At 66.0% G+C, this 17402-nt stretch carries 15 protein-coding genes and 2 pseudogenes; 10 read left to right on the top strand and 7 right to left on the bottom strand.

The window, feature by feature from the left end; all coding sequences use genetic code 11:
* Positions 1 to 54: 54 nt before the first annotated feature.
* A pseudogene (locus OG568_RS31455) lies at positions 55 to 435 on the bottom strand (DUF3427 domain-containing protein); the annotation flags it as partial.
* A 157-nt stretch (positions 436 to 592) separates the two neighbouring features.
* Here OG568_RS31455 and OG568_RS31460 point away from each other — a divergent pair.
* The 5 genes and pseudogenes from OG568_RS31460 to OG568_RS31480 form a co-directional block, all read left to right on the top strand.
* Positions 593 to 1114: a YDG/SRA domain-containing protein gene (locus tag OG568_RS31460; protein WP_329533974.1), complete on the top strand. Its 522-nt coding sequence runs from the start codon at positions 593 to 595 to the stop codon at positions 1112 to 1114.
* Between the two features lie 88 nt (positions 1115 to 1202).
* Positions 1203 to 1979, top strand: coding sequence for a serine/threonine-protein kinase (locus OG568_RS31465; RefSeq protein ID WP_329533975.1), 777 nt, complete (start codon positions 1203 to 1205; stop codon positions 1977 to 1979).
* A gap of 6 nt (positions 1980 to 1985) precedes the next feature.
* Positions 1986 to 3716, top strand: a complete 1731-nt coding sequence (locus tag OG568_RS31470) for a GmrSD restriction endonuclease domain-containing protein (RefSeq protein WP_329533976.1) — start codon at positions 1986 to 1988, stop codon at positions 3714 to 3716.
* A gap of 345 nt (positions 3717 to 4061) precedes the next feature.
* Positions 4062 to 4568, top strand: a complete 507-nt coding sequence (locus OG568_RS31475; protein WP_329533977.1) for a hypothetical protein — start codon at positions 4062 to 4064, stop codon at positions 4566 to 4568.
* A gap of 505 nt (positions 4569 to 5073) precedes the next feature.
* Positions 5074 to 6285: pseudogene (locus tag OG568_RS31480) on the top strand (IS4 family transposase); the annotation flags it as partial.
* 238 nt (positions 6286 to 6523) lie between these two features.
* On the opposite strand, the gene OG568_RS31485 reads toward OG568_RS31480, so the two are convergent.
* The 3 genes from OG568_RS31485 to OG568_RS31495 all read right to left on the bottom strand — a co-directional run bounded on the left by OG568_RS31485 (position 6524) and on the right by OG568_RS31495 (position 10226).
* Entirely contained in the window at positions 6524 to 7261 is a 738-nt protein-coding gene (locus OG568_RS31485) for an amidase domain-containing protein (RefSeq protein WP_329533978.1), read from the bottom strand.
* Between the two features lie 297 nt (positions 7262 to 7558).
* Positions 7559 to 8998, bottom strand: coding sequence for a substrate-binding domain-containing protein (locus tag OG568_RS31490; RefSeq protein ID WP_329533979.1), 1440 nt, complete (start codon positions 8996 to 8998; stop codon positions 7559 to 7561).
* A 208-nt stretch (positions 8999 to 9206) separates the two neighbouring features.
* Positions 9207 to 10226 (bottom strand): SEC-C domain-containing protein, encoded by a 1020-nt coding sequence (locus OG568_RS31495; RefSeq protein ID WP_329533980.1) that lies wholly within the window; start codon positions 10224 to 10226, stop codon positions 9207 to 9209.
* Between the two features lie 281 nt (positions 10227 to 10507).
* Between OG568_RS31495 and OG568_RS31500 the strand changes: the two genes are divergently transcribed.
* Positions 10508 to 11302, top strand: coding sequence for a class E sortase (locus OG568_RS31500; protein ID WP_443077895.1), 795 nt, complete (start codon positions 10508 to 10510; stop codon positions 11300 to 11302).
* Positions 11303 to 11314: 12 nt separating this feature from the next.
* Here OG568_RS31500 and OG568_RS31505 read toward each other — a convergent pair whose 3' ends face one another.
* Entirely contained in the window at positions 11315 to 12721 is a 1407-nt protein-coding gene (locus OG568_RS31505) for an MFS transporter (RefSeq protein WP_329533982.1), read from the bottom strand.
* 204 nt (positions 12722 to 12925) lie between these two features.
* Between OG568_RS31505 and OG568_RS31510 the strand changes: the two genes are divergently transcribed.
* The 4 genes from OG568_RS31510 to OG568_RS31525 all read left to right on the top strand — a co-directional run bounded on the left by OG568_RS31510 (position 12926) and on the right by OG568_RS31525 (position 15763).
* Complete coding sequence (locus OG568_RS31510) at positions 12926 to 13453, top strand: winged helix-turn-helix transcriptional regulator (RefSeq protein WP_266582660.1); 528 nt, start codon at positions 12926 to 12928, stop codon at positions 13451 to 13453.
* Between the two features lie 63 nt (positions 13454 to 13516).
* Positions 13517 to 13861 (top strand): DUF6412 domain-containing protein, encoded by a 345-nt coding sequence (locus OG568_RS31515; protein ID WP_443077792.1) that lies wholly within the window; start codon positions 13517 to 13519, stop codon positions 13859 to 13861.
* Positions 13862 to 14058: 197 nt separating this feature from the next.
* Positions 14059 to 14766, top strand: a complete 708-nt coding sequence (locus OG568_RS31520; RefSeq protein ID WP_329536510.1) for a YidC/Oxa1 family membrane protein insertase — start codon at positions 14059 to 14061, stop codon at positions 14764 to 14766.
* A 139-nt stretch (positions 14767 to 14905) separates the two neighbouring features.
* Positions 14906 to 15763 (top strand): fumarylacetoacetate hydrolase family protein, encoded by an 858-nt coding sequence (locus OG568_RS31525; protein WP_266413677.1) that lies wholly within the window; start codon positions 14906 to 14908, stop codon positions 15761 to 15763.
* 63 nt (positions 15764 to 15826) lie between these two features.
* Here OG568_RS31525 and OG568_RS31530 read toward each other — a convergent pair whose 3' ends face one another.
* Together OG568_RS31530 and OG568_RS31535 are read right to left on the bottom strand one after the other, a co-directional pair.
* Positions 15827 to 16315 carry a heme-degrading domain-containing protein gene (locus OG568_RS31530; protein ID WP_329533983.1) on the bottom strand — a complete coding sequence of 163 codons (489 nt, stop codon included), beginning with the start codon at positions 16313 to 16315 and terminating at the stop codon, positions 15827 to 15829.
* On the bottom strand, positions 16312 to 17391 hold the full coding sequence (locus OG568_RS31535) for a Gfo/Idh/MocA family oxidoreductase (RefSeq protein ID WP_266413679.1): 1080 nt from the start codon (positions 17389 to 17391) through the stop codon (positions 16312 to 16314). The genes OG568_RS31530 and OG568_RS31535 overlap by 4 nt, the downstream gene beginning before the upstream one ends.
* Positions 17392 to 17402: the final 11 nt, after the last annotated feature.

Raw genomic sequence — 17402 nt, forward strand, 5'->3', positions numbered from 1 at the left:
CAGGCCGCTCACCAGCACGAATCCGTCAACGATCAAGAACTACAGCTGCCGAGTCAGAGCCGTATCGGACAGCGGGGTGGCTGGACGGACAGCGAAGACGCCAGGTGCCTCTTGTCTTGTCAGGGCGAGGAGTTGGCGAGGGCCTGTGGCCACGAGGTCCACCCACTCCCGTGCTCCGTCGAGGGTGCTGATGGACTCAAGGATGTGGTTTGCGGCGTACACCCGCTCCTCGGTCGGCAGGTCTTGTAGTACGCGCTTCACCGTCTCTGCGACATGGCGTGCCAGCACGTGAGGAACGGATTCGTCACCTACAGCGTCGCTGATCGGGCGCCAGCCTTGGCCATCAAGCTCCCTGAGCTGCTGCTCAAAGCGCAGAGTGATGAGCTGCTCGTACAAGCCTGCGACAGGTTGTGACAGGTCCGTCGGCTCGGACACGCTGGCTCCCTTGATCGCCCGGACAGCTGTGCCATGTGTAACAGAGGCCAGTGACAGTGGGTGCGGAGGGGGTGATCCGGAAGCTCGAGGGACCAGTATCGGTCAACTCTGAATACATGTTTGACGCAAGTGATCGACTTCGCGTCAATATGTATGCATGGAAATCGAACGAGTCATCGGTCATATCGAGGGCGTCGCTCCGGGGGCGGTCTTCCATCGGCGGATAGACGTGCTCCGGGCGAAGCTGCACCGCACCAATCAGGCCGGCATCTCTTGGCTCATAGACAAGGACGGCAGCAAGGTCGGGGACGCCATCGTGTTGCATGGCGGCTACGAGGATGACGAGGATCACGGAACTTGGTTGAGATACACGGGCGCCTCGCCGGGCAAGGACAAGAGCGGGGATGGGACGCTCCTGCGTAGCCAGTCATGGACGTATGAGGACAACGCGGCTCTCAAGCTCAGCTATGAGAGAAAGTATCCCATTCGTGTCATCCGAGGCTTTGAGGGCGACCCGGAGTATTCACTCCCGGATGACTACAGGTACGACGGTCTGTACGAGATCACTGCGATTCGCACGGCAGTATCTAAATCGCTCGCACCGGATGGCTCAGAAATCAAGATCTGCCAGTTCGACCTGAAGTGCCTGCCTGACTCCTCTCAAGGGTGCAACGAGTAGAACTCGTCTCGCAGAAGTGCTCGGGAGCAGGCTTACTTGAGCTAGTACTGCAGTACTAGACTTCTGTGATCTACAGCGCGGGGGTGGGATGCCGGGGTACAGGAAACTTGCACGGATCGCTGTCGGCGGGCAGGCCACGATCCATCGAGGTATCGACGTAGACACGGGGCGGGAAGTCGCTCTCAAGTACCTGACCCCTGAAGGAAATAGAAAGTCGAGCCCAGCTGAGGCCGGCAAAGAAAGAACTCGATTTCTGCGTGAAGTTAGAGAGCAGAGCCGTCTACGCCACGCGAACATCATGCCCGTCCTGGGCTTCTCCGGGCGAGGGCAGAAGCCGTGGTATGCCATGCCGCTCGCCAAGGCCTCGCTTCAGGATTTTCTCAATTCAGCCAGGCTGGGGATCGAATGGTCTCTAAACGTGGTGCATAAAATAATTGACGGCATGGAGTACGCCCATAGCGAGGGGGTAATTCACCGAGATCTAAAGCCGAATAATATCCTGCTCGCCGAGAGTGAATGGATGGTATCGGATTTCGGCTTCTGTCGCAACATGAGTTCTGAGAGTTTGCGAATAACTCAACCTGAAAAGCTCGTCGGCACCTTAATTTATGCCGCGCCAGAGCAGTTCGACGATGCCCATATAGTGGGCCCCACTGCAGATGTTTACTCGATCGGCAAAATCCTCATCCATTGCCTCACTTGGAACATGCCGCCCCCTGGGGGAAATAGGCTCAATGAAATCCCCTCGGAATTCAAGCCGACAGTGATCCGATGCGTTGCAGAGGATCCAGAGGAGCGTTTTCAGAAAATGGCCGATGTTCGAGAGTCGCTAATCTCCGCCTTCGAAGGTACCAAGAAGGGTTAGGGCGTCATGTCATCAATGTTCAAGGAGGATCCTGTATTCAAGGCGCTGCCTGAATCGACAGGTTCTCTCGTGGTAGCCATCAGGAAAGGGGCAATCGCGCTTCCGGACTTCCAGCGGGATTTCGTATGGGAACCCAGGCGAACGGTAGAACTCCTTAAGTCCATCATTTCTCGCTATCCTGCCGGGACTCTACTTACTTGGACTCAGAACGATGACGTCAGCTTTGGATATAGGTACTTCGATGGTGTAAGTGATACAGAGCGTCGGCCAAATCGACTCGTACTCGACGGACAGCAGCGCCTCACCTCGATCTATCAGGCGCTGACAGGAACGGGTGACCATAAATTCTTCATTCGTGTTTGGCCTTTCATTGATCGAGAATCCGGAACTCTTCGTTCGCTCGACGACGTTGAGCTAGACGACGCAATCTTCGCGCATGACTCCCGCGCTCGGTCACGCTTCAACCCGAATGACCCAGAGTGGCAGATTGAGAACGCTACATTTTCCGTTTCGCAGTACGAACGTCTGCGCCCTTGGTTCAAGGCGCTGGCCAGAAGAGTGGAGCCGGATCGGGACGCCGCGGATGAGCTCGAAGAGCTGCTGAACCAGTTCCGTGATAGCTACCTCCAGCCGCTGGAGTCGTACGCTTTTCCCGTTGTGGACCTGCCTGCCAGCACACCGCTCGTCGCCGTGTGTAATATTTTTGAAACTCTGAACAGGACCGGTAAGGAGCTCACACCGTTCGACCTCCTCACCGCGAAGTTCTACCCGCTGGACGTTCACATGCGCGACCGGTGGAATGCTGCATTGAACCGCTATCCTTTGATCGGCGAGTTTGGTGTAGAGGCATACAGCCTCCTCCAGGCGGTTTCTCTGCGAGTTCGCGGAACGGCGCAGCGGGCGGATGTCTTGAACAAGCTGACCGCCCAAGAAGTGCGTACCCACTGGGATGCAGCAGTTGCAGGAATGTCTGACACCCTCGACTACCTGAAAAGCCAATGTGGTGCAGTATCTAGCTCCTGGCTTCCATACAGCATGATCCTTGTCCCCATGGCTGCGGTCTTTACGGATATCGTAGATCTGCGCTCAAAAGCGAGGATCGAGGCGATGGAGAAGCTGGGCCACTTCTACTGGTGCTCGGTGTTCTCTGAAAATTACGATCAAGGCGCAAATAGTCAGGCAGGTGCCGACTATCGTGCACTGCGCGATTGGCTTTTCTCCGAAGACCCTAAGCGCCTTCCCGAGGCTGTCGAGAAATTTGATCTAGCAGATTCGGACCTTTTGATGGCTCGCGGAAACAGAAAGGCCTTGTTTCGCGGAGTGATGACGCTACTGATTCGATCTGGGGCAAAGGATTTTAAATCCGCTCAAGCGATTTCCAATACTGCCGCGGAGACCCTTGGTTATATTCGCGTATTCCCCGCAAAGGTTATTCAAGGAACCGCTTTTGAGGGCGGCGAGCTGCGAGACCCCGATCTAATTCTGAATCGAATTTTGGTCGACAAGGACACGAAGCGGGCGATCAGAGATCGTCATCTTGTGGACTATGGAGAGGATCAAGAGGAGGCTTCTCAAAAGAAGTTCGCCGAAGTGCTGGAATCGCACCTTATCGAGGCAAGCGAAGGTGGTGGGCTGATGGAGCGCTCTTATGAAACATTTCTGCGGGAGCGCCTGAGTCTTCTTGTCGATCTCATCGAGGATGTGACGGGGCAATCTATCGTTTATGAGTCCGAGTAAGACACCTGGCAGTCGGCGGCCAGTACTGCAGCCGCAGTTAACGGCATCATGTAGAGAGGCATCATGCCGGAGCCATGGACGGTCTGCGTGCGGCTACCACGATAAGACCAGCACCAGACGAGGTGGAGTGGGACGAGTATCGGCGGCGGCTGAATCCTCGATTCATCCGTTGCCGACAGCGGGCCGATGCGCGGGTGAGTCCTGTCCGGTTCCTCAAGGATGTGAGGTGATCGTGGAACGCTCCCGTGCGGTCCGCCGATTGCTGTCGCTGTCGTCGCTGCCCAAGGCAGTACGTGATTTTGATGAACTCCTTCACGGCGTCTATCTGTAGGAGGGGGATCGGCTATGCGTGTGGGGATTACCGGGCATCGAGGTCTGAGTCGAGATGTTGAGCAGCGGGTTCGGCAGCTTCTCGAAGCGGCTGTTCGCGAATTTGATGCGGCTGAACTGGTAGGGGTCTCGTGCATCGCGGATGGTCCGGATGCGTGGTTCGCGGAGGCGGTGCTGAAGCACGGCGGGGAGCTTGAAGTCGTTGTTCCCGCTGAGCAGTACCGCGAAGGGTTCCCGGAAAATCACTGGCCGGTCTACGACGAGTTGATGCGTCGTGCGGCGCAGGTGCACCACACGGGCATGACGGTGTCGGACCCGGCCGCACACATGGTGGGCAGCGAGATTCTGGTCGGCTTGGCCGAGGAACTGTTCGCTGTCTGGGACGGGAAACCAGCGTGGGGGTACGGGGGCACTGCCGATGTGGTGTCGTACGCCGAACGCAACGGGGTCCCAGTCCGTGTGTTGTGGCCGGAGGGCGCGACACGCGAGTGGGGCCGGACCAGGTGGCGTATGAGGGGATAGAGGGGGACGATCGAAGTGTGGGGGCAGAAATCTCGCAACCCCGCAAGTTCGGAGTTCCATACATCACCGAAGGCGACAACCATGAAAATGGCAAAGCGCAACCTTAGGTGGTGCTTCGGCGTTCTCGCCTCGCTTCTCCTCGCCTCGCCGGCGCTGTCACCAGCCGTTGCCGAGGCCGCTGTTGTTCCGCAGGCGGCAACATTGAACACGTCAGCCGCGGACACCCTGAGTCCTACCGCACAACAGGACCATCACCGGGACTATCAGCGAGGTTACCGTGCAGGCTATTACGACGGGTCGGGTGACTACGGCTGCTATCTGCACGTGCCCTCGGTCGGAGGTTCAAGGTGGTACCAGTCGGGCTATAGGGCCGGATACAAGGCGGGTTGGAAGAACCACCACTGTGTCGCCTGACAAATCCGGGGTCGCGGTGGTGTGTTGTCAGGTGACGTCAAGTCACGCGAAATCCCGAGGCTAACCGCAATACCGGTAACTTAGGGGCAATCTGGTCGTTGTTGTTGATGCGTCAAGAGCGGGTCAACTGAAGTCATCTGGTGAGCGGCTGTCGGACCGGGTCGCGGTCGGGGTGCTGACACAGGCGTTTCCTCAGTCTCTTGTGGACGAGGTGTTGGCGGAGACGGGTCGGGTGCAGCAGCGGAACCGGCTGCTGCCGGCCCGGCTGGTGGTCTACTTCGTGTTGGCGATGTGCCTGTTCTCCAGGCAGAGCTATGAGGAGGTCGCCCGGCTGCTGACCGCGGGTTTGCAGGGTACGCGGCGCTGGCGTAGGTCGCGGGTGGTGCCGAGTACGGCGGCGATCTGGAAAGCCAGGTCCCGGCTGGGGGTGGAGCCGCTGCGGCAGTTGTTCGCGCGGGTGTGCCGTCCGGTTGTCACACCGGACACTCAGGGTGCCTACTACCGCGACTGGCGGTTGACCGCGATCGACGGCACGACATTCGACTTGCCCGACACGAAGGCGAACGTGGAAGCGTTCGGCCGTCCGCCCCGCTCCGGGCGCGGTGAACAGGACGTCGGCTACCCGCAGTTGCGCATGGTCGGTCTGGTGGAATGCGGCACCCACGCCGTCTTTGGTGCTGCGATCGGAGCCCTGCGCATTGGAGAGCAGACTCTGGCTCGGGCGGTCCTTGTGTCCCTGCGGCGGGGAATGCGGCTGCTGGCCGACCGTGGTTTTTACGGCGTGGACCTGTGGCGCACAGCCGCGGCCACGGGAGCGGACCTGCTGTGGCGGGCCCGCAAAGACCTCGTGCTGCCGGTGGTCGAGCAGATGCCGGACGGCTCGTAGCTCACTGAGATCTTCGACCGTAGCGACATCCACCACACCCGTCGTGGGGTGCCAGTACGTGCGGTGGAATACGCCGTCGCCGGCCACGAGGGCGTCTACCGGCTCATCACCACGATCCTCGACCCGGACAAGGCCCCGGCCGCGGAACTGGCCGCCCTCTACGCTCAGCGGTGGGAGTTCGAGTCCACCCTCGACGAAATCGAGACCCACCTCGGCGGGCCACACCTGGTACTGCGTTCGCAACACCCCGAGGGAGCCGAGCAGGAACTCTACGGCTTCCTGCTCGTCCACCACGCCATCCGGCACCTGATGCACCAGGCCGCACGGCAAGGCGACCGGGACCCCGACCGGATCTCCTTCACCCGCTCACTGCGTGTCGTGCGCCGCCAGGTCACCGACCAAGCGGCATTTTCCCCCGGCCGACTCGCCCGTGCGGTCAAAGCCACCCACACTGAGCTCCTCGAACGCCCCCTGCCTCCCCGACGGCGCCGGGCCAACCCACGTGTCATCAAACGCAAAGTCGCCGGCTGGCCCCTCAAACGCGCCGCCCGCCGGGCTGCAGACCGCCGAACCACCGCGGCCATCACCCTCGTTGGCGCCACCAAACCCAAACGGGGCAAACGCACATCAAAGCACTAAGTTACCGGTATTGAGGCTAGGACGGGCGGGCGTGACTGGCGTGGGATCGGATGAGGTCCGGGTCGGAGGGCGGCTGAACGGCGGGCTTCTGTGATTTGATCACACCCGGATCGATATGGATGACGTGGGCGTATCCGTCCGCGTCGAATTTCTCGTACGTGCGTCGGTAGTGCGCGTTGTTGTGGGCGTCGACGGTCGAATCCGCGTTGCCCTTCACCTCTTGCGCCACGAGACCCGTGTGCAGCTTGTCCGAGTAGTTCGAGTTAAAGATGACCACCACGTCGCCGGGCTGAGCCTTGGCGGGATCGTTGCCGACGTCCGCGCCGAGACCGTAGTCCATAATGAAGTCGTAGAGGCTTCGGTAGCCGATGACGTCCGAGATTAGCAGGAGATTGTATTCCTTGCCGTTCGGTGCCTTGTAGTGGTAATAGGAGTCCTGAGGATCATCCGGCTTCAGTCCGGGGACGAGGCCGCCCGCGGCAAGAGCGCGAGCGACGAACTCGGCGCACTCGAAATAGGGCTGAGCCTGGCCGTCCTTCACCCGGGGGGTGCTGTCGTCCCATGTGGCCCAGTTCCAGTGGGCATCCGCGTACTGGACGGCCGTCGCGCGCCATTTGTCGGAAGCTCGGGCGGTTTTCTGTGTTTTCTGGTGCCCGACTGGAACTGCTTGCACGAGACCGGCGCTCATCCCCAGAAGTGCAACTCCCAGGGTGATGGTGGGAAAAGTGCGAAGGGATTTCCCCAGGAAGGACATGGCGGTCACCTCTCGGCAGTTCCAGGTATCGCGCGCGGTTGTGCACTCGTGTGGCGACACGCTACCGCGCCTCAGGACGATCTTGTCCGCGGAGCAACCTTTTACCAGGGGTCTGGATTGAAAAACTCACTCGGTAGGCCGAAGGAAATCCCCTCCGCGCACTCTCAATTCCGCAAGGCTGCTGCAAACGTGATCTCGGCCGATGCGGCTTCGCACAGCGATTCTTAACCTCGCCGTTTCGGTTGGGGTGATGAGGCGTCTCTGATTGTCAGCTGTCGGGTGGGCGAAGTGTTTTCGCTAGGTGTACGCGTACTCGGTCTGCCAGTACGGGTATGCGCACTCGTCCGCGCCTTCAAGGGTGGCGGGGTAGCCGTCGATGCGTATCTGCTGGACGTCGTCGTGTGCGGTGGCGGCGCCGACCTCGCTGTGGCCGAGGGCTCCGGGTGTTGAGGCCACGGTGCTCAGGAGGGTATCGGTGTCGCTGACCTCGCAGCGGCCGGGCTTGGTCTCGTCCAGTGCCGTGCAGTCGTTCGCGGTGACCGCCAACAGGGGCTTGTTGGCCAGGACTTGGCGTTGCAGGGTGGTCCGGGTGCCTGAGCCGGGGTTGCGGCTGACGAGGTGGATGGGCACGTTGTTGCCCTTCACCTGGTTCCAGTTGGTGATCTTTCCCGCGTAGATGTTCCTGATCTGGTTCAGGGACAGGTCCTGGATGCCGGTGTCCTTGTTGACGACCAGGGCGAACAAGGACAGGGCGACGGGTCTGGGAAGCAGCTGCGGACGGCCGTCGCTCTTGGGGCCGTCGCTGAACGTCAGCCGTTCGCCCAGTCCCTGACTGCCCGTCGGTTTGGTCTTGCGGCCCGCCGCGGCGAGGGCGTCGAGCCCCGACACGCTGCCGTGGAACGTGTCGTCGGTGATGGGTATGAAGGCGTCGGGGCAGGTCTTGTGGTACTGCTTCGCCGCCTCCTGGAGCACTGGCGCGAACGCGGTGGAGCCGGACAGGGTGAGCGTCCCAGTGGCGCAGTCCAGTGGTGCGGCCGTGGCACCCTGCCTGGTGAACGTAAGGATGGACTGGACGGCGCTGACCATGACGAGGAGGGCGAGCACCCACCTGACCGGCTTCGAGGCGAACGGGTAGTACTCGGTCTTCTTGATCTTCCCGCGGCGTACTCCGCCCACGATGCTCGCGACGACCTCGGGCTCGGGGAACTCCTCGTCCGCGAAGCTCTCCTCGCATTCCAGGACCGCCAGCACCTTGTAGTGGTCGCCGCGGTTCAGTTTCACCTTGGGCAGTTCGATGACGCCGTCGGTGACCCCGAGGCCGGGGACGTGCGGCGTGGGGTGCTGGTCGTCGCTGCTCGGTGTGAAGAAGCCGCGCAGCTCGTTGCGGCTGAGTTCGGTCACGACCATGCCGACGACGCGGCGGCCCCGGCACTTGACCTGGATGCCCGCGTGGCCCCGGTCGGGCGCCAGGTAGCTGTTCTCCACGATGGGGGCCCAGCCGCTGTTCTCGATCCGCAGCAGCACGAACGACGGGTCACGCAGCGGCCCGCCGTTGGTCCGCTGCATCTGCTGAAGCACCCCGGCGTACGGTAAGGCGCGTTCGTCCCGGGCGGTCGTGTCCATCTGGACCCGGTAGCCGAGCCGTTTGCGGCCGACGAGGACGAACTCCCAGAGCGCCGCGATCCCGGGAAGGGCCAAGCCCAGTACGGCGAACGCGAGTTGCCAGGAACCGTTCACGGTCGACTCCCGCAGAAGAAGGGGCTGGGAGGGCCATGGTGGCGGGCGGGTTCCCGGGGTACCGGGGGTGCTCAGATCCTTGCGATTGATTTCACCGGGGTGTCACCTGGGACACCGGGGGTTTGCCGAACAGAGCGACGGCATGACTTCGAGAGCCGGGAGGGCAAGCCTGGTTCTCCCGGCTCCGTGCCGGTGCAAGGGGGTCTCGTTACTCGTTGGTGGTTCCGTGGCACTCCCCATAACCCCGCCCCGCCCCACACCAGCACTCGACCCCCCGCTGCGGTGGCCAAGCCACCGCCAAGCCCCGTGCCGCCAGCGTCGTGGCGTACTGCGGGAGCAGGGTCGCGTCCGACGGGGAGGACGCCTCCGAGGCGGCGAAGGCCTCGTAGGACGGGACCGTGCCCGTGACGATGCCGAGGTTCGGGGTGCCGGAAGCGGCCAGTTCCCGTAGCGATGCCTCTATCGTCGCGAGGTGTTCCTCGTGGGACGGGTAGTCGGCGGACAGGGACGGGTACGCGGTGAGGAGTTCGGTCAGTTCGGTGGTCGGCCAGTGGAGGATCGCCACCGGGAACGGGCGGGACAGCGCCTCCCTGAACGTGCCCAGCTCCGCCCTCAGGCGGGAGATCTCCGCCTGGAGTTCGGCGGGGTTGTCCGAGCCCAGGGACCAGACGCGCTTCGGGTCGTGGAGTTCGTCCAGGGAGACCGAGGACGAGTGCAGGGTGTCGGCGAGGGTGTCCCAGTTGTCGTGGGCCTCGCCGAGCATGCGACGGACGCGGTGGCGGCCGAAGAGCAGGGGGTAGGTGGCGTACGGGGGCTCCGACGCGTCCGACAGGAGGAGCTGGGCGGCCGCGGTGAACGTCTCCTGCGACGCCTCCAGCTCGTCGTGGGACTCCAGTGCCTCGGCCACGATCACCCAGGGGGCCGGGTCGCGGGGGGACGCGGCGCGGATGCCGTCGATGATCGCCCGGGCCTCGGCCTCGTGGCCGTACTCCCACAGGTTCGACGCCTTGAGGGCGCGGACCAGGTGGGGGTGTTCCAGGGGCGTCGAGGACGCCAGCAGGCGGTCGTAGAGCGCGGTGGCTCCGGGGCGGTCGCCGGCCAGTTCGAGGTGGGCCGCGGCCTGCACGAGCAGGTGTTCGGCGTCCTCGGGGTAGAGGCCAGCGGTCCGCTCCAGGCGCGCTGCTTCGGCGTTGTGGTCGACGTGCTCGGCAGACGTGTCGGGGCGCATGGGGGACACCGTACTGCCGTTGTCGTACGAGGGAGAGATACCTGCAGGCCAGAGGGCGGGATCTCTTCGTCGCCCTTGAGTGCGGCCCTTGCGTGCGGAGGAACGGTTCGGGCGGTCATGGGGCTGGTGAGTTCGGGGCGCAGCCCTTATCTTGCGGGCCCGGTCAAGGCGGCTAGGTGTCAAGGCGTCAAGGCGGCGAGGCGTCAAGGCGTCAAAGCGGTGAGGCGTCAAGGAGGCGAGGCATCGGTATGCGGGCTCCCGGCATCGTGCGACGCGGCGTCATGGACCACCGCACTCGGCGACGGCGGGCCGCGTACCGGCGGGTGGTGTGGGGCGGGGGTGAGGTTCTCGTCACCGTTGGCGTGGTTGTCCTGCTGCTCGTCGTGCATCAGCTCTGGTGGACCAATCGGCAGGCCCGGGAGGGCGCCGAGAGGAAGGTTCAGGCGCTGGAGAGGGAGTGGGGGAGCGGCGGGAAGGGCGGTGCGGGGGCTGCCGATGTGTCGGGGTCGGGGAGCGAGGGGAACGGGGGGAGTGGCTCGGGGGTCGCGGGGGGCGGTGGGGCGTCCTCCGGCGGCGGTTCTGGTGGTTCCGGTGGGAGTGGGCGGGATCAAGGGGTGCCGCGGTCGTCGCAGGCGTACGCCGTTCTCTCCATTCCCCGGCTCGGTCTCCGTGTGCCCGTCGCGGAGGGTGTCAGCAAGCGGGGTGTCCTCAACAAGGGGTACGTCGGGCACTACCCGCACACCCAACAGGCCGGACAGGCCGGGAACTTCGCGCTCGCGGGGCATCGGAACACCCATGGGGAGCCGTTCCGGTACATCAACCGGCTGCGGCGGGGGGACGAGATCGACGTCGAGACCGCGGCCGTGCGCTACGTATACGTCGTCGACAAGACGCTTCCGCAGACGTCCGCGAGTGATGGAGGGGTCGTTCGGGAGGTGCCGCGCAGTACCGTTCGGCCCGCCTACGGGTACCGCGCGCCGGGGTACTACATCACCCTCACCACCTGCACGCCCGAGTACACCTCCCGGTATCGGCTCGTGGTGTGGGGCACATTGACCTCCATGCGCCCCCGTTGACCACGGAAGACGTCAGCCCCGGTCCCGAAGGGCCAGCACGCTCGCGCCCGCCACCAGCGCCAGCCCCGACGAGACCGCGATCGCGATGTCCGCGCCGTGTGCGAGCCCGCCCGTGGAGGTGACGATCGCGATGGTCAGGGCCACGCCGGCGCACGAACCGATGTAGCGGAACGTCTGCTGCGCGCCCGAGCCCATCGCGGCGCGCGTCGCGGGGACGGACTCGACCGCGACCAGGGGCAGCGCGGCGTTGAGGAGCCCGCTGCCCACGCCGGAGATGACGAAGCCGGGCAGCAGGCGGGTCCATGAACCGGCGTCGAGCGCGCCGAGCATCGTCAGGACGCCGACCGCGTGCAGCGCGAAACCGAGGGCGAGTTGGTGGCGCGGGGAGACCCGGCCCGCGAGGCGCCGCGCCTGCAGGGCGACCCCGAAGGACAGTCCGGACCAGAGCAGGAACAGCCACGCCGTGTCCAGCGCGGACAGCCCCAGGGTCTGCTGGAGCAGCGCCGGCAGGAAGCTGAACAGGCCGATCACCGCGAGGCCGGTGAACAGGCCGCTCGCGGAGGAGGCGAGGAAGCCGCGGTGGCGGAGCAGGGAGAGGTCGATCATGGGGGTACGGGTTCGGTGCTCGACGAACACGAACGCCGTCGTCAGGACGACGAACGCTGCCAGCAGGAGGCCCACCGACGGGCGCAGCCAGCCATCCCGGCCCAGGGTGAGCGCTGCCACGAGGGCGACCAGCGCCAGGCCGAAGGTGAAGGCGCCGGCCAGGTCGGGGCGGCCGCCCCGGGAGGCCCGGGACTCGGTGAGGGCCCGGGTGCCCAGCAGGGCGACCAGGAGCGCGGCGGCGCCCAGGACGGCGTACGCGATCCGCCAGTCCAGCGTCTGGGCGATCCCGCCGGCGAGCAGGGGGCCCAGGGCTATGCCGCCGCTGACGAACGCGCCCCACACGCCGGTCGCGTGCAGCCTGCCGCGGGCGGTCGGGAAGGCGTGGACGAGCAGGCCCAGGCTGCTGGCGAGGATCGCGGCGCTCGCCGCGCCCTGCGCGACGCGGGCCAGTGTGAACAGCCAGGTGGAGGTCGCGAGCGCGCCGAGCGCGGTGGTGATGCCGAGGGCGATGGTGCCGGAGAGGAAGATCCGGCGGCGGCCGTAGTCGTCGGCGAGGCTGCCCGCGACCAGGAGCAGCGCGGCGAGGCCGAGCGGGGTGCCGTTGAGCAGCCAGGCCTGGGCGGAGACGGGGGTGTGCAGGGCGGCGGCGGTGTCGGGGAGCGTGACCATCGGCGCGGTGTACGTCATCAGGGCCACGGCGGTGGCGGCGCTGGTGACGGCGAGGGTGGCGGTCGCCCGCGGGGGTGTCTCGAGGGGTGTGCCGTGGGGTGCCGAGGACGCCTTCGCGGTGGTGGCGTGGTCGAGCTGGGACATGGTCTGCCCTTCGGGCTCCGGAGCGGATCGGTGGAGGTGGAGAGGTGTGGAGGTGGAGAGGTAGAGAGGCGGAGCAGGGGGGGTGGAGCTGAGATGTAGGTTCGATCAAGTAGGTTCAGTTAATGAACCTTCTGCACGCGTTGACCGTAGCACCTAAGGTTCATTCACTGAACCTAAATGTCGAAAAGTGGCTACAGTGGGGTCATGGCTCTCGGCAAGGACTACGCGACGCAGGAGTGCTCGATCGCCAGCGCGCTCGAGATCGTCGGCGAGCGGTGGACGCTCCTCGTCGTGCGCGACGCGCTCTACGGCGTGCGGCGCTACAACGACTTCCTCGTCCACCTCGGCATCCCGCGCGCCGTCCTCGCGGCCCGCCTCCAGACGCTCACCGCCGAGGGCGTCCTCGAGAAGCGCCGCTACCAGGAGTCGCCGCCGCGCGACGAGTACGTCCTCACCGACCGCGGCATCGCCCTGTGGCCGACGCTGCTCTCGCTCGGGCGGTGGGGCCGCGAGCAACTCGGCGAGGTGCGGCTGCGCTACTTCCGGCACGCGACCTGCGGTACGGAAATCGGCTCGTACGGCGAATGTGCCGTGTGTGGAACCGTCGTACCCGTCCCGGACGTCGAAATGGTGCCGGGACCCGGACTCGATCCGGACCCGGCGGATCCGGTCAGTCGCGTGCTGCTCAGGCCGAAGCGGCTGCTGGAGCCGATCGACATCGGTCACGCATAGGTCACGCACAGCGGGTACGGGGGACGTGAGCGCCCGCGTACGAGACGAGGGGAGGGGCGGTCCGTGGTCCGGAGCTCGGCGAACGCGCGGAATCCGCGCCCTGTCGCCCTTCTGCCCGTTTTGCCCGTGCTGCTCGTACTGCTCCTCGAAGTCGCCGTGCTCGACGTCGGAAGCCTTCCGGCGGCCGTCGCCGTCGCGTTCACCGCGACCGCCACGGCCGGCGCCGCGCTCGCCGTCTGCGCCCTCATCGGCTCGCGTCGTGCGACCGCCGTCCCGCGTACGCGGGTTCGTACGGCGATCCGCGATCGTGAGCACCGTACGGCGTTCCTGCCGCAACGTGATCCCGACGCCTCGGGGCGTCCGCGCCCCCGAGCACCCGGGCGGGCCCTTCTGACGGCCGCCGCGTAGGGATCCCGACAGGAACTCGTCACTCGTACCACCCCTGTCTGCCCACCCCTGTTCGCGTACCCCGCGCGGGTCGTCATGCCGACGCGTCACTTCTCACTTCCGGCACGACGAGACCCCCGGAGGGCTCATCCATGTCCACATCCATGTCCACATCCATGTCCACCTTCATGTCCGCGTCCGAGTCCATGTCCCTACCCATGTCCGCTTTCGCCGGGCTGGTCGAGCGGCTCGCCGATCTGCTCGAACCGCTGTTCCACACCACCGCGGCCGCCGCCGCGATCGTCCTGTTCACCGCGCTCGTACGACTGCTCGTGCATCCCCTGTCCCGGGTGGCGGCGCGTGGGCAGCGGGCGCGTGCCGCGTTGCAGCCGCGGATCGCCGAGCTGCGCAAGAAGCACCGGAAGGATCCCGAGAGGCTGCGGAAGGCGGTGCTGGAACTGCACGAGAAGGAGAAGGTCTCGCCGCTCTCCGGGATCCTGCCCGGGCTGCTTCAACTGCCGGCCTTCTTCCTTCTCTACCACCTGTTCTCCAGCTCCACCGTCGGCGGCGACACCAACGCCTTGCTGAGCCACCAGTTGTTCGCCGCGCCGCTCGGTGACCGGTGGGCGGACGCGCTCGGGGGCGGTGGGGTGTTCGGTGCCGCCGGGCTCGTCTACCTCGGCCTGTTCGCGGTCGTCGCCGCGGTCGCCACCTTCACCTACCGCCGTACGAAGCGGTCGATGGCCGTCTCGGTACCGGACGCCGGAGGGGCGCAGGTGCCCGGCCTCGGTGCGGTGAGTGCGTTCGTGCCGTTCCTTTCCTTCTTCACGCTGATCACCGTGGCGGTGGTGCCGCTGGCCGCCGCGTTGTACGTGGTGACCAGTACGGCCTGGAGTGCCGTGGAGCGAGCGGTCCTGTTTCCCTGAGGGTGTATCCCTGAAGGTGAGGTGGCGGTCCAGTCCGTGAACGGGGTATTGCGGACTGGACGTGCAGCTTGGAGGATCGACCAGTCCTCCGATGGCTGCACCCATCGGCGGCTGCCCGCGATCGAGGGAGATTGTGATCATGAAGCTATTGCGAGTCGGTACGGCGGGATCGGAGCGGCCCGCGCTGCTCGACGCCGAAGGAGCTCTTCGGGACCTGTCGGGTGTCGTGCCGGACATCGACGGGGCGCTGCTCGCCGACGACGCGGCGCTCGGCCGGGTCCGTGCGGCCGCCGAGGCGGGGGAGCTGCCCGTGCTGGACGCGGACGGGCTGCGCGTCGGGCCACCGCTCGCCCGGATCGGCAAGATCGTCTGCATTGGGCTCAACTACCACGACCATGCTCGCGAGACCGGCGCCGAGCCGCCCGCCGAGCCGGTGATCTTCTTCAAGGCGGCGGACACGGTGGTCGGGCCGCACGACACCGTGCTCGTGCCGCGCGGGTCGGTCAAGACCGACTGGGAGGTCGAACTCGCGGTCGTCATCGGACGTACCGCCCGCTACCTGGAGTCGCACGAGGAGGCGCTCGCGCATGTCGCCGGGTACGCGGTGGCGCACGACGTCTCCGAGCGGGAGTTCCAGATCGAGCGCGGTGGGACCTGGGACAAGGGGAAGAACTGCGAGACGTTCAATCCGCTGGGGCCGTGGCTGGTGACGGCGGACGAGGTTCCCGACCCGCAGGACCTGTCGCTGAAGTTGTGGGTGAACGGTGAGCTCAAGCAGGACGGGAGCACGGCCGAGCAGATCTTCTCGGTGGCGGAAGTGGTGCGGTACGTCAGTCAGTTCATGACGCTCTACCCGGGGGACGTCATCAATACGGGGACGCCGGCGGGGGTTGCCTTGGGGCAGCCGGAGCCGAAGCCGTATCTGCGGGCCGGGGATGTGGTGGAGTTGGAGATCGGGGGGTTGGGGCGGCAGCGGCAGGAGTTCAAGCCGGCGTAGGCACTCCCCTGAAGGAATGCGCAGCTCCCCGCGCCCCTGAAGAACAGGGGCGCGGGTGTGGGCTTAGCGTCCCAGGAACTGGTGGAGCGCCTTGACGACCATGGCGTGGTCGTCCAGTTGGGGGAGGCCCGAGACCACCACGGTGCCGATGACGCCCGCGCCCTCGACCGCGAGGGGGAACGCGCCGCCGTGGGCCGCGTAGGTGTCGGGGTCGAGGCGGGAGGAGTCCTCGAAGGTGGTGCCCTTGGCGCGGAAGCGGGTGCCGACGAGGAGCGAGGAGCAGCCGTAGCGCTCGACGACGCGGCGCTTGCGGTCGATCCAGGCGTCGTTGTCCGGGGTCGAACCGGGCAGGGCGGCGTGGAAGAGCTGCTGGCCGCCGCGGCGGATGTCGATGGCGACCGGGGCGGCGGCCTCGCGGGCCAAGTCCACCAGCAGGGTGCCGAGCGTCCAGGCGTCGTCGTACGTGAAGTGGGGGAGGACCAGCTGTCGCTCCTGGGACTCCAGTTCCGTGATCTGCTGCGCGAGCGGCCGCGCGGCGTTCTCGGTGCTCACAGGGACACCGCCGTGCCCTCGGTGGCGGAGCGGCGGGCCGCCTCCAGGACGTCGAGGGCGGCCGCGGCCTCCTGCGCGGTGACCGGGTTCGGGGCGCCGTCGCGGAGGGCGGCGGCGATGGCCTCGTAGTACGCGGGGTACGCGCCCGGCAGGGTGGGCTCGGGTCGGCCGCCGCCGGTGAGCGGGGACTCTCCGGAGCCGACGCGGCCCCACAGGGACTCCGGCTCCACGCCCCACTCGGTGCCCGCGCCGGGACGCCTGCCCTCGCGCAGGTCCGCCTCCTGCGGGTCGAGGCCGTGCTTCACGTAACCCGCCTGTGAGCCCAGGACGCGGAAGCGCGGGCCGAGTTGGGCGGTCGTCGCGGAGACGTAGAGGTGGGACCGGACGCCGTTCGTGTGCGTGATCGCGATGAAGGTGTCGTCGTCGGTCTGCGCGCCGGGGCGGCGGATGTCCGCCTCGGCGTACACCGAGGCGGCGGGGCCGAAGAGGACGAGGGCCTGGTCGACGACGTGGCTGCCGAGGTCGTAGAGGAGACCTCCGATCTCTGCCGGGTCGCCGGACTCGCGCCAGCCGCCCTTGGGCTGCGGGCGCCACCGCTCGAAACGGGACTCGAAGCGCCATACGTCGCCCAGCTCGCCCTCGGAGAGCAGCTTGCGCAGGGTCAGGAAGTCGTTGTCCCAGCGGCGGTTCTGGAAGACGGAGAGGAGCAGGCCGCGCTCGTCCGCCAGCGCCGCGAGCTCACGGGCCTCCGCCGCCGTACCGGCGAGGGGCTTGTCGACGACGACCGGCAGGCCCGCCTTGAGGGCGGCGGTGGCGAGCGGGACGTGGGTCTTGTTCGGGGAGGCGATGACGATCAGGTCCAGCTCGTCGGCGCGCGCCCAGAGCTCTTCGGGCGTGGCGGCGAACCTGACCCCGTCGCCGAACTCGGCGCGGGCCTGCTCCTGCCGCTCCGGGTTCGAGGTGACGATCGTGTCCAGGGCCAGGCCCTCGGTCGTGGCGATCAGCGGGGCGTGGAAGACGGAGCCGGCGAGGCCGTAGCCGATGAGGGCCACACGGAGGGGAGGAGTACCAGTCATGGCATCCACTT

It is taken from the genome of Streptomyces sp. NBC_01450 (genome assembly GCF_036227505.1).
Taxonomy (GTDB): Bacteria; Actinomycetota; Actinomycetes; order Streptomycetales; family Streptomycetaceae; genus Streptomyces.

Excerpts from the sequence above, each read along its gene's own strand:
- OG568_RS31460 (WP_329533974.1), top strand. The coding sequence starts at position 593 with ATGGAAATCGAACGAGTCATCGGTCATATCGAGGGCGTCGCTCCGGGG.
- OG568_RS31465 (WP_329533975.1), top strand. The coding sequence starts at position 1,203 with ATGCCGGGGTACAGGAAACTTGCACGGATCGCTGTCGGCGGGCAGGCC.
- OG568_RS31470 (WP_329533976.1), top strand. The coding sequence starts at position 1,986 with ATGTCATCAATGTTCAAGGAGGATCCTGTATTCAAGGCGCTGCCTGAA.
- OG568_RS31475 (WP_329533977.1), top strand. The coding sequence starts at position 4,062 with ATGCGTGTGGGGATTACCGGGCATCGAGGTCTGAGTCGAGATGTTGAG.
- OG568_RS31485 (WP_329533978.1), bottom strand. The coding sequence starts at position 7,261 with ATGTCCTTCCTGGGGAAATCCCTTCGCACTTTTCCCACCATCACCCTG.
- OG568_RS31495 (WP_329533980.1), bottom strand. The coding sequence starts at position 10,226 with ATGCGCCCCGACACGTCTGCCGAGCACGTCGACCACAACGCCGAAGCA.
- OG568_RS31500 (WP_443077895.1), top strand. The coding sequence starts at position 10,508 with ATGGACCACCGCACTCGGCGACGGCGGGCCGCGTACCGGCGGGTGGTG.
- OG568_RS31505 (WP_329533982.1), bottom strand. The coding sequence starts at position 12,721 with ATGTCCCAGCTCGACCACGCCACCACCGCGAAGGCGTCCTCGGCACCC.
- OG568_RS31510 (WP_266582660.1), top strand. The coding sequence starts at position 12,926 with ATGGCTCTCGGCAAGGACTACGCGACGCAGGAGTGCTCGATCGCCAGC.
- OG568_RS31520 (WP_329536510.1), top strand. The coding sequence starts at position 14,059 with ATGTCCGCTTTCGCCGGGCTGGTCGAGCGGCTCGCCGATCTGCTCGAA.
- OG568_RS31525 (WP_266413677.1), top strand. The coding sequence starts at position 14,906 with ATGAAGCTATTGCGAGTCGGTACGGCGGGATCGGAGCGGCCCGCGCTG.
- OG568_RS31535 (WP_266413679.1), bottom strand. The coding sequence starts at position 17,391 with ATGACTGGTACTCCTCCCCTCCGTGTGGCCCTCATCGGCTACGGCCTC.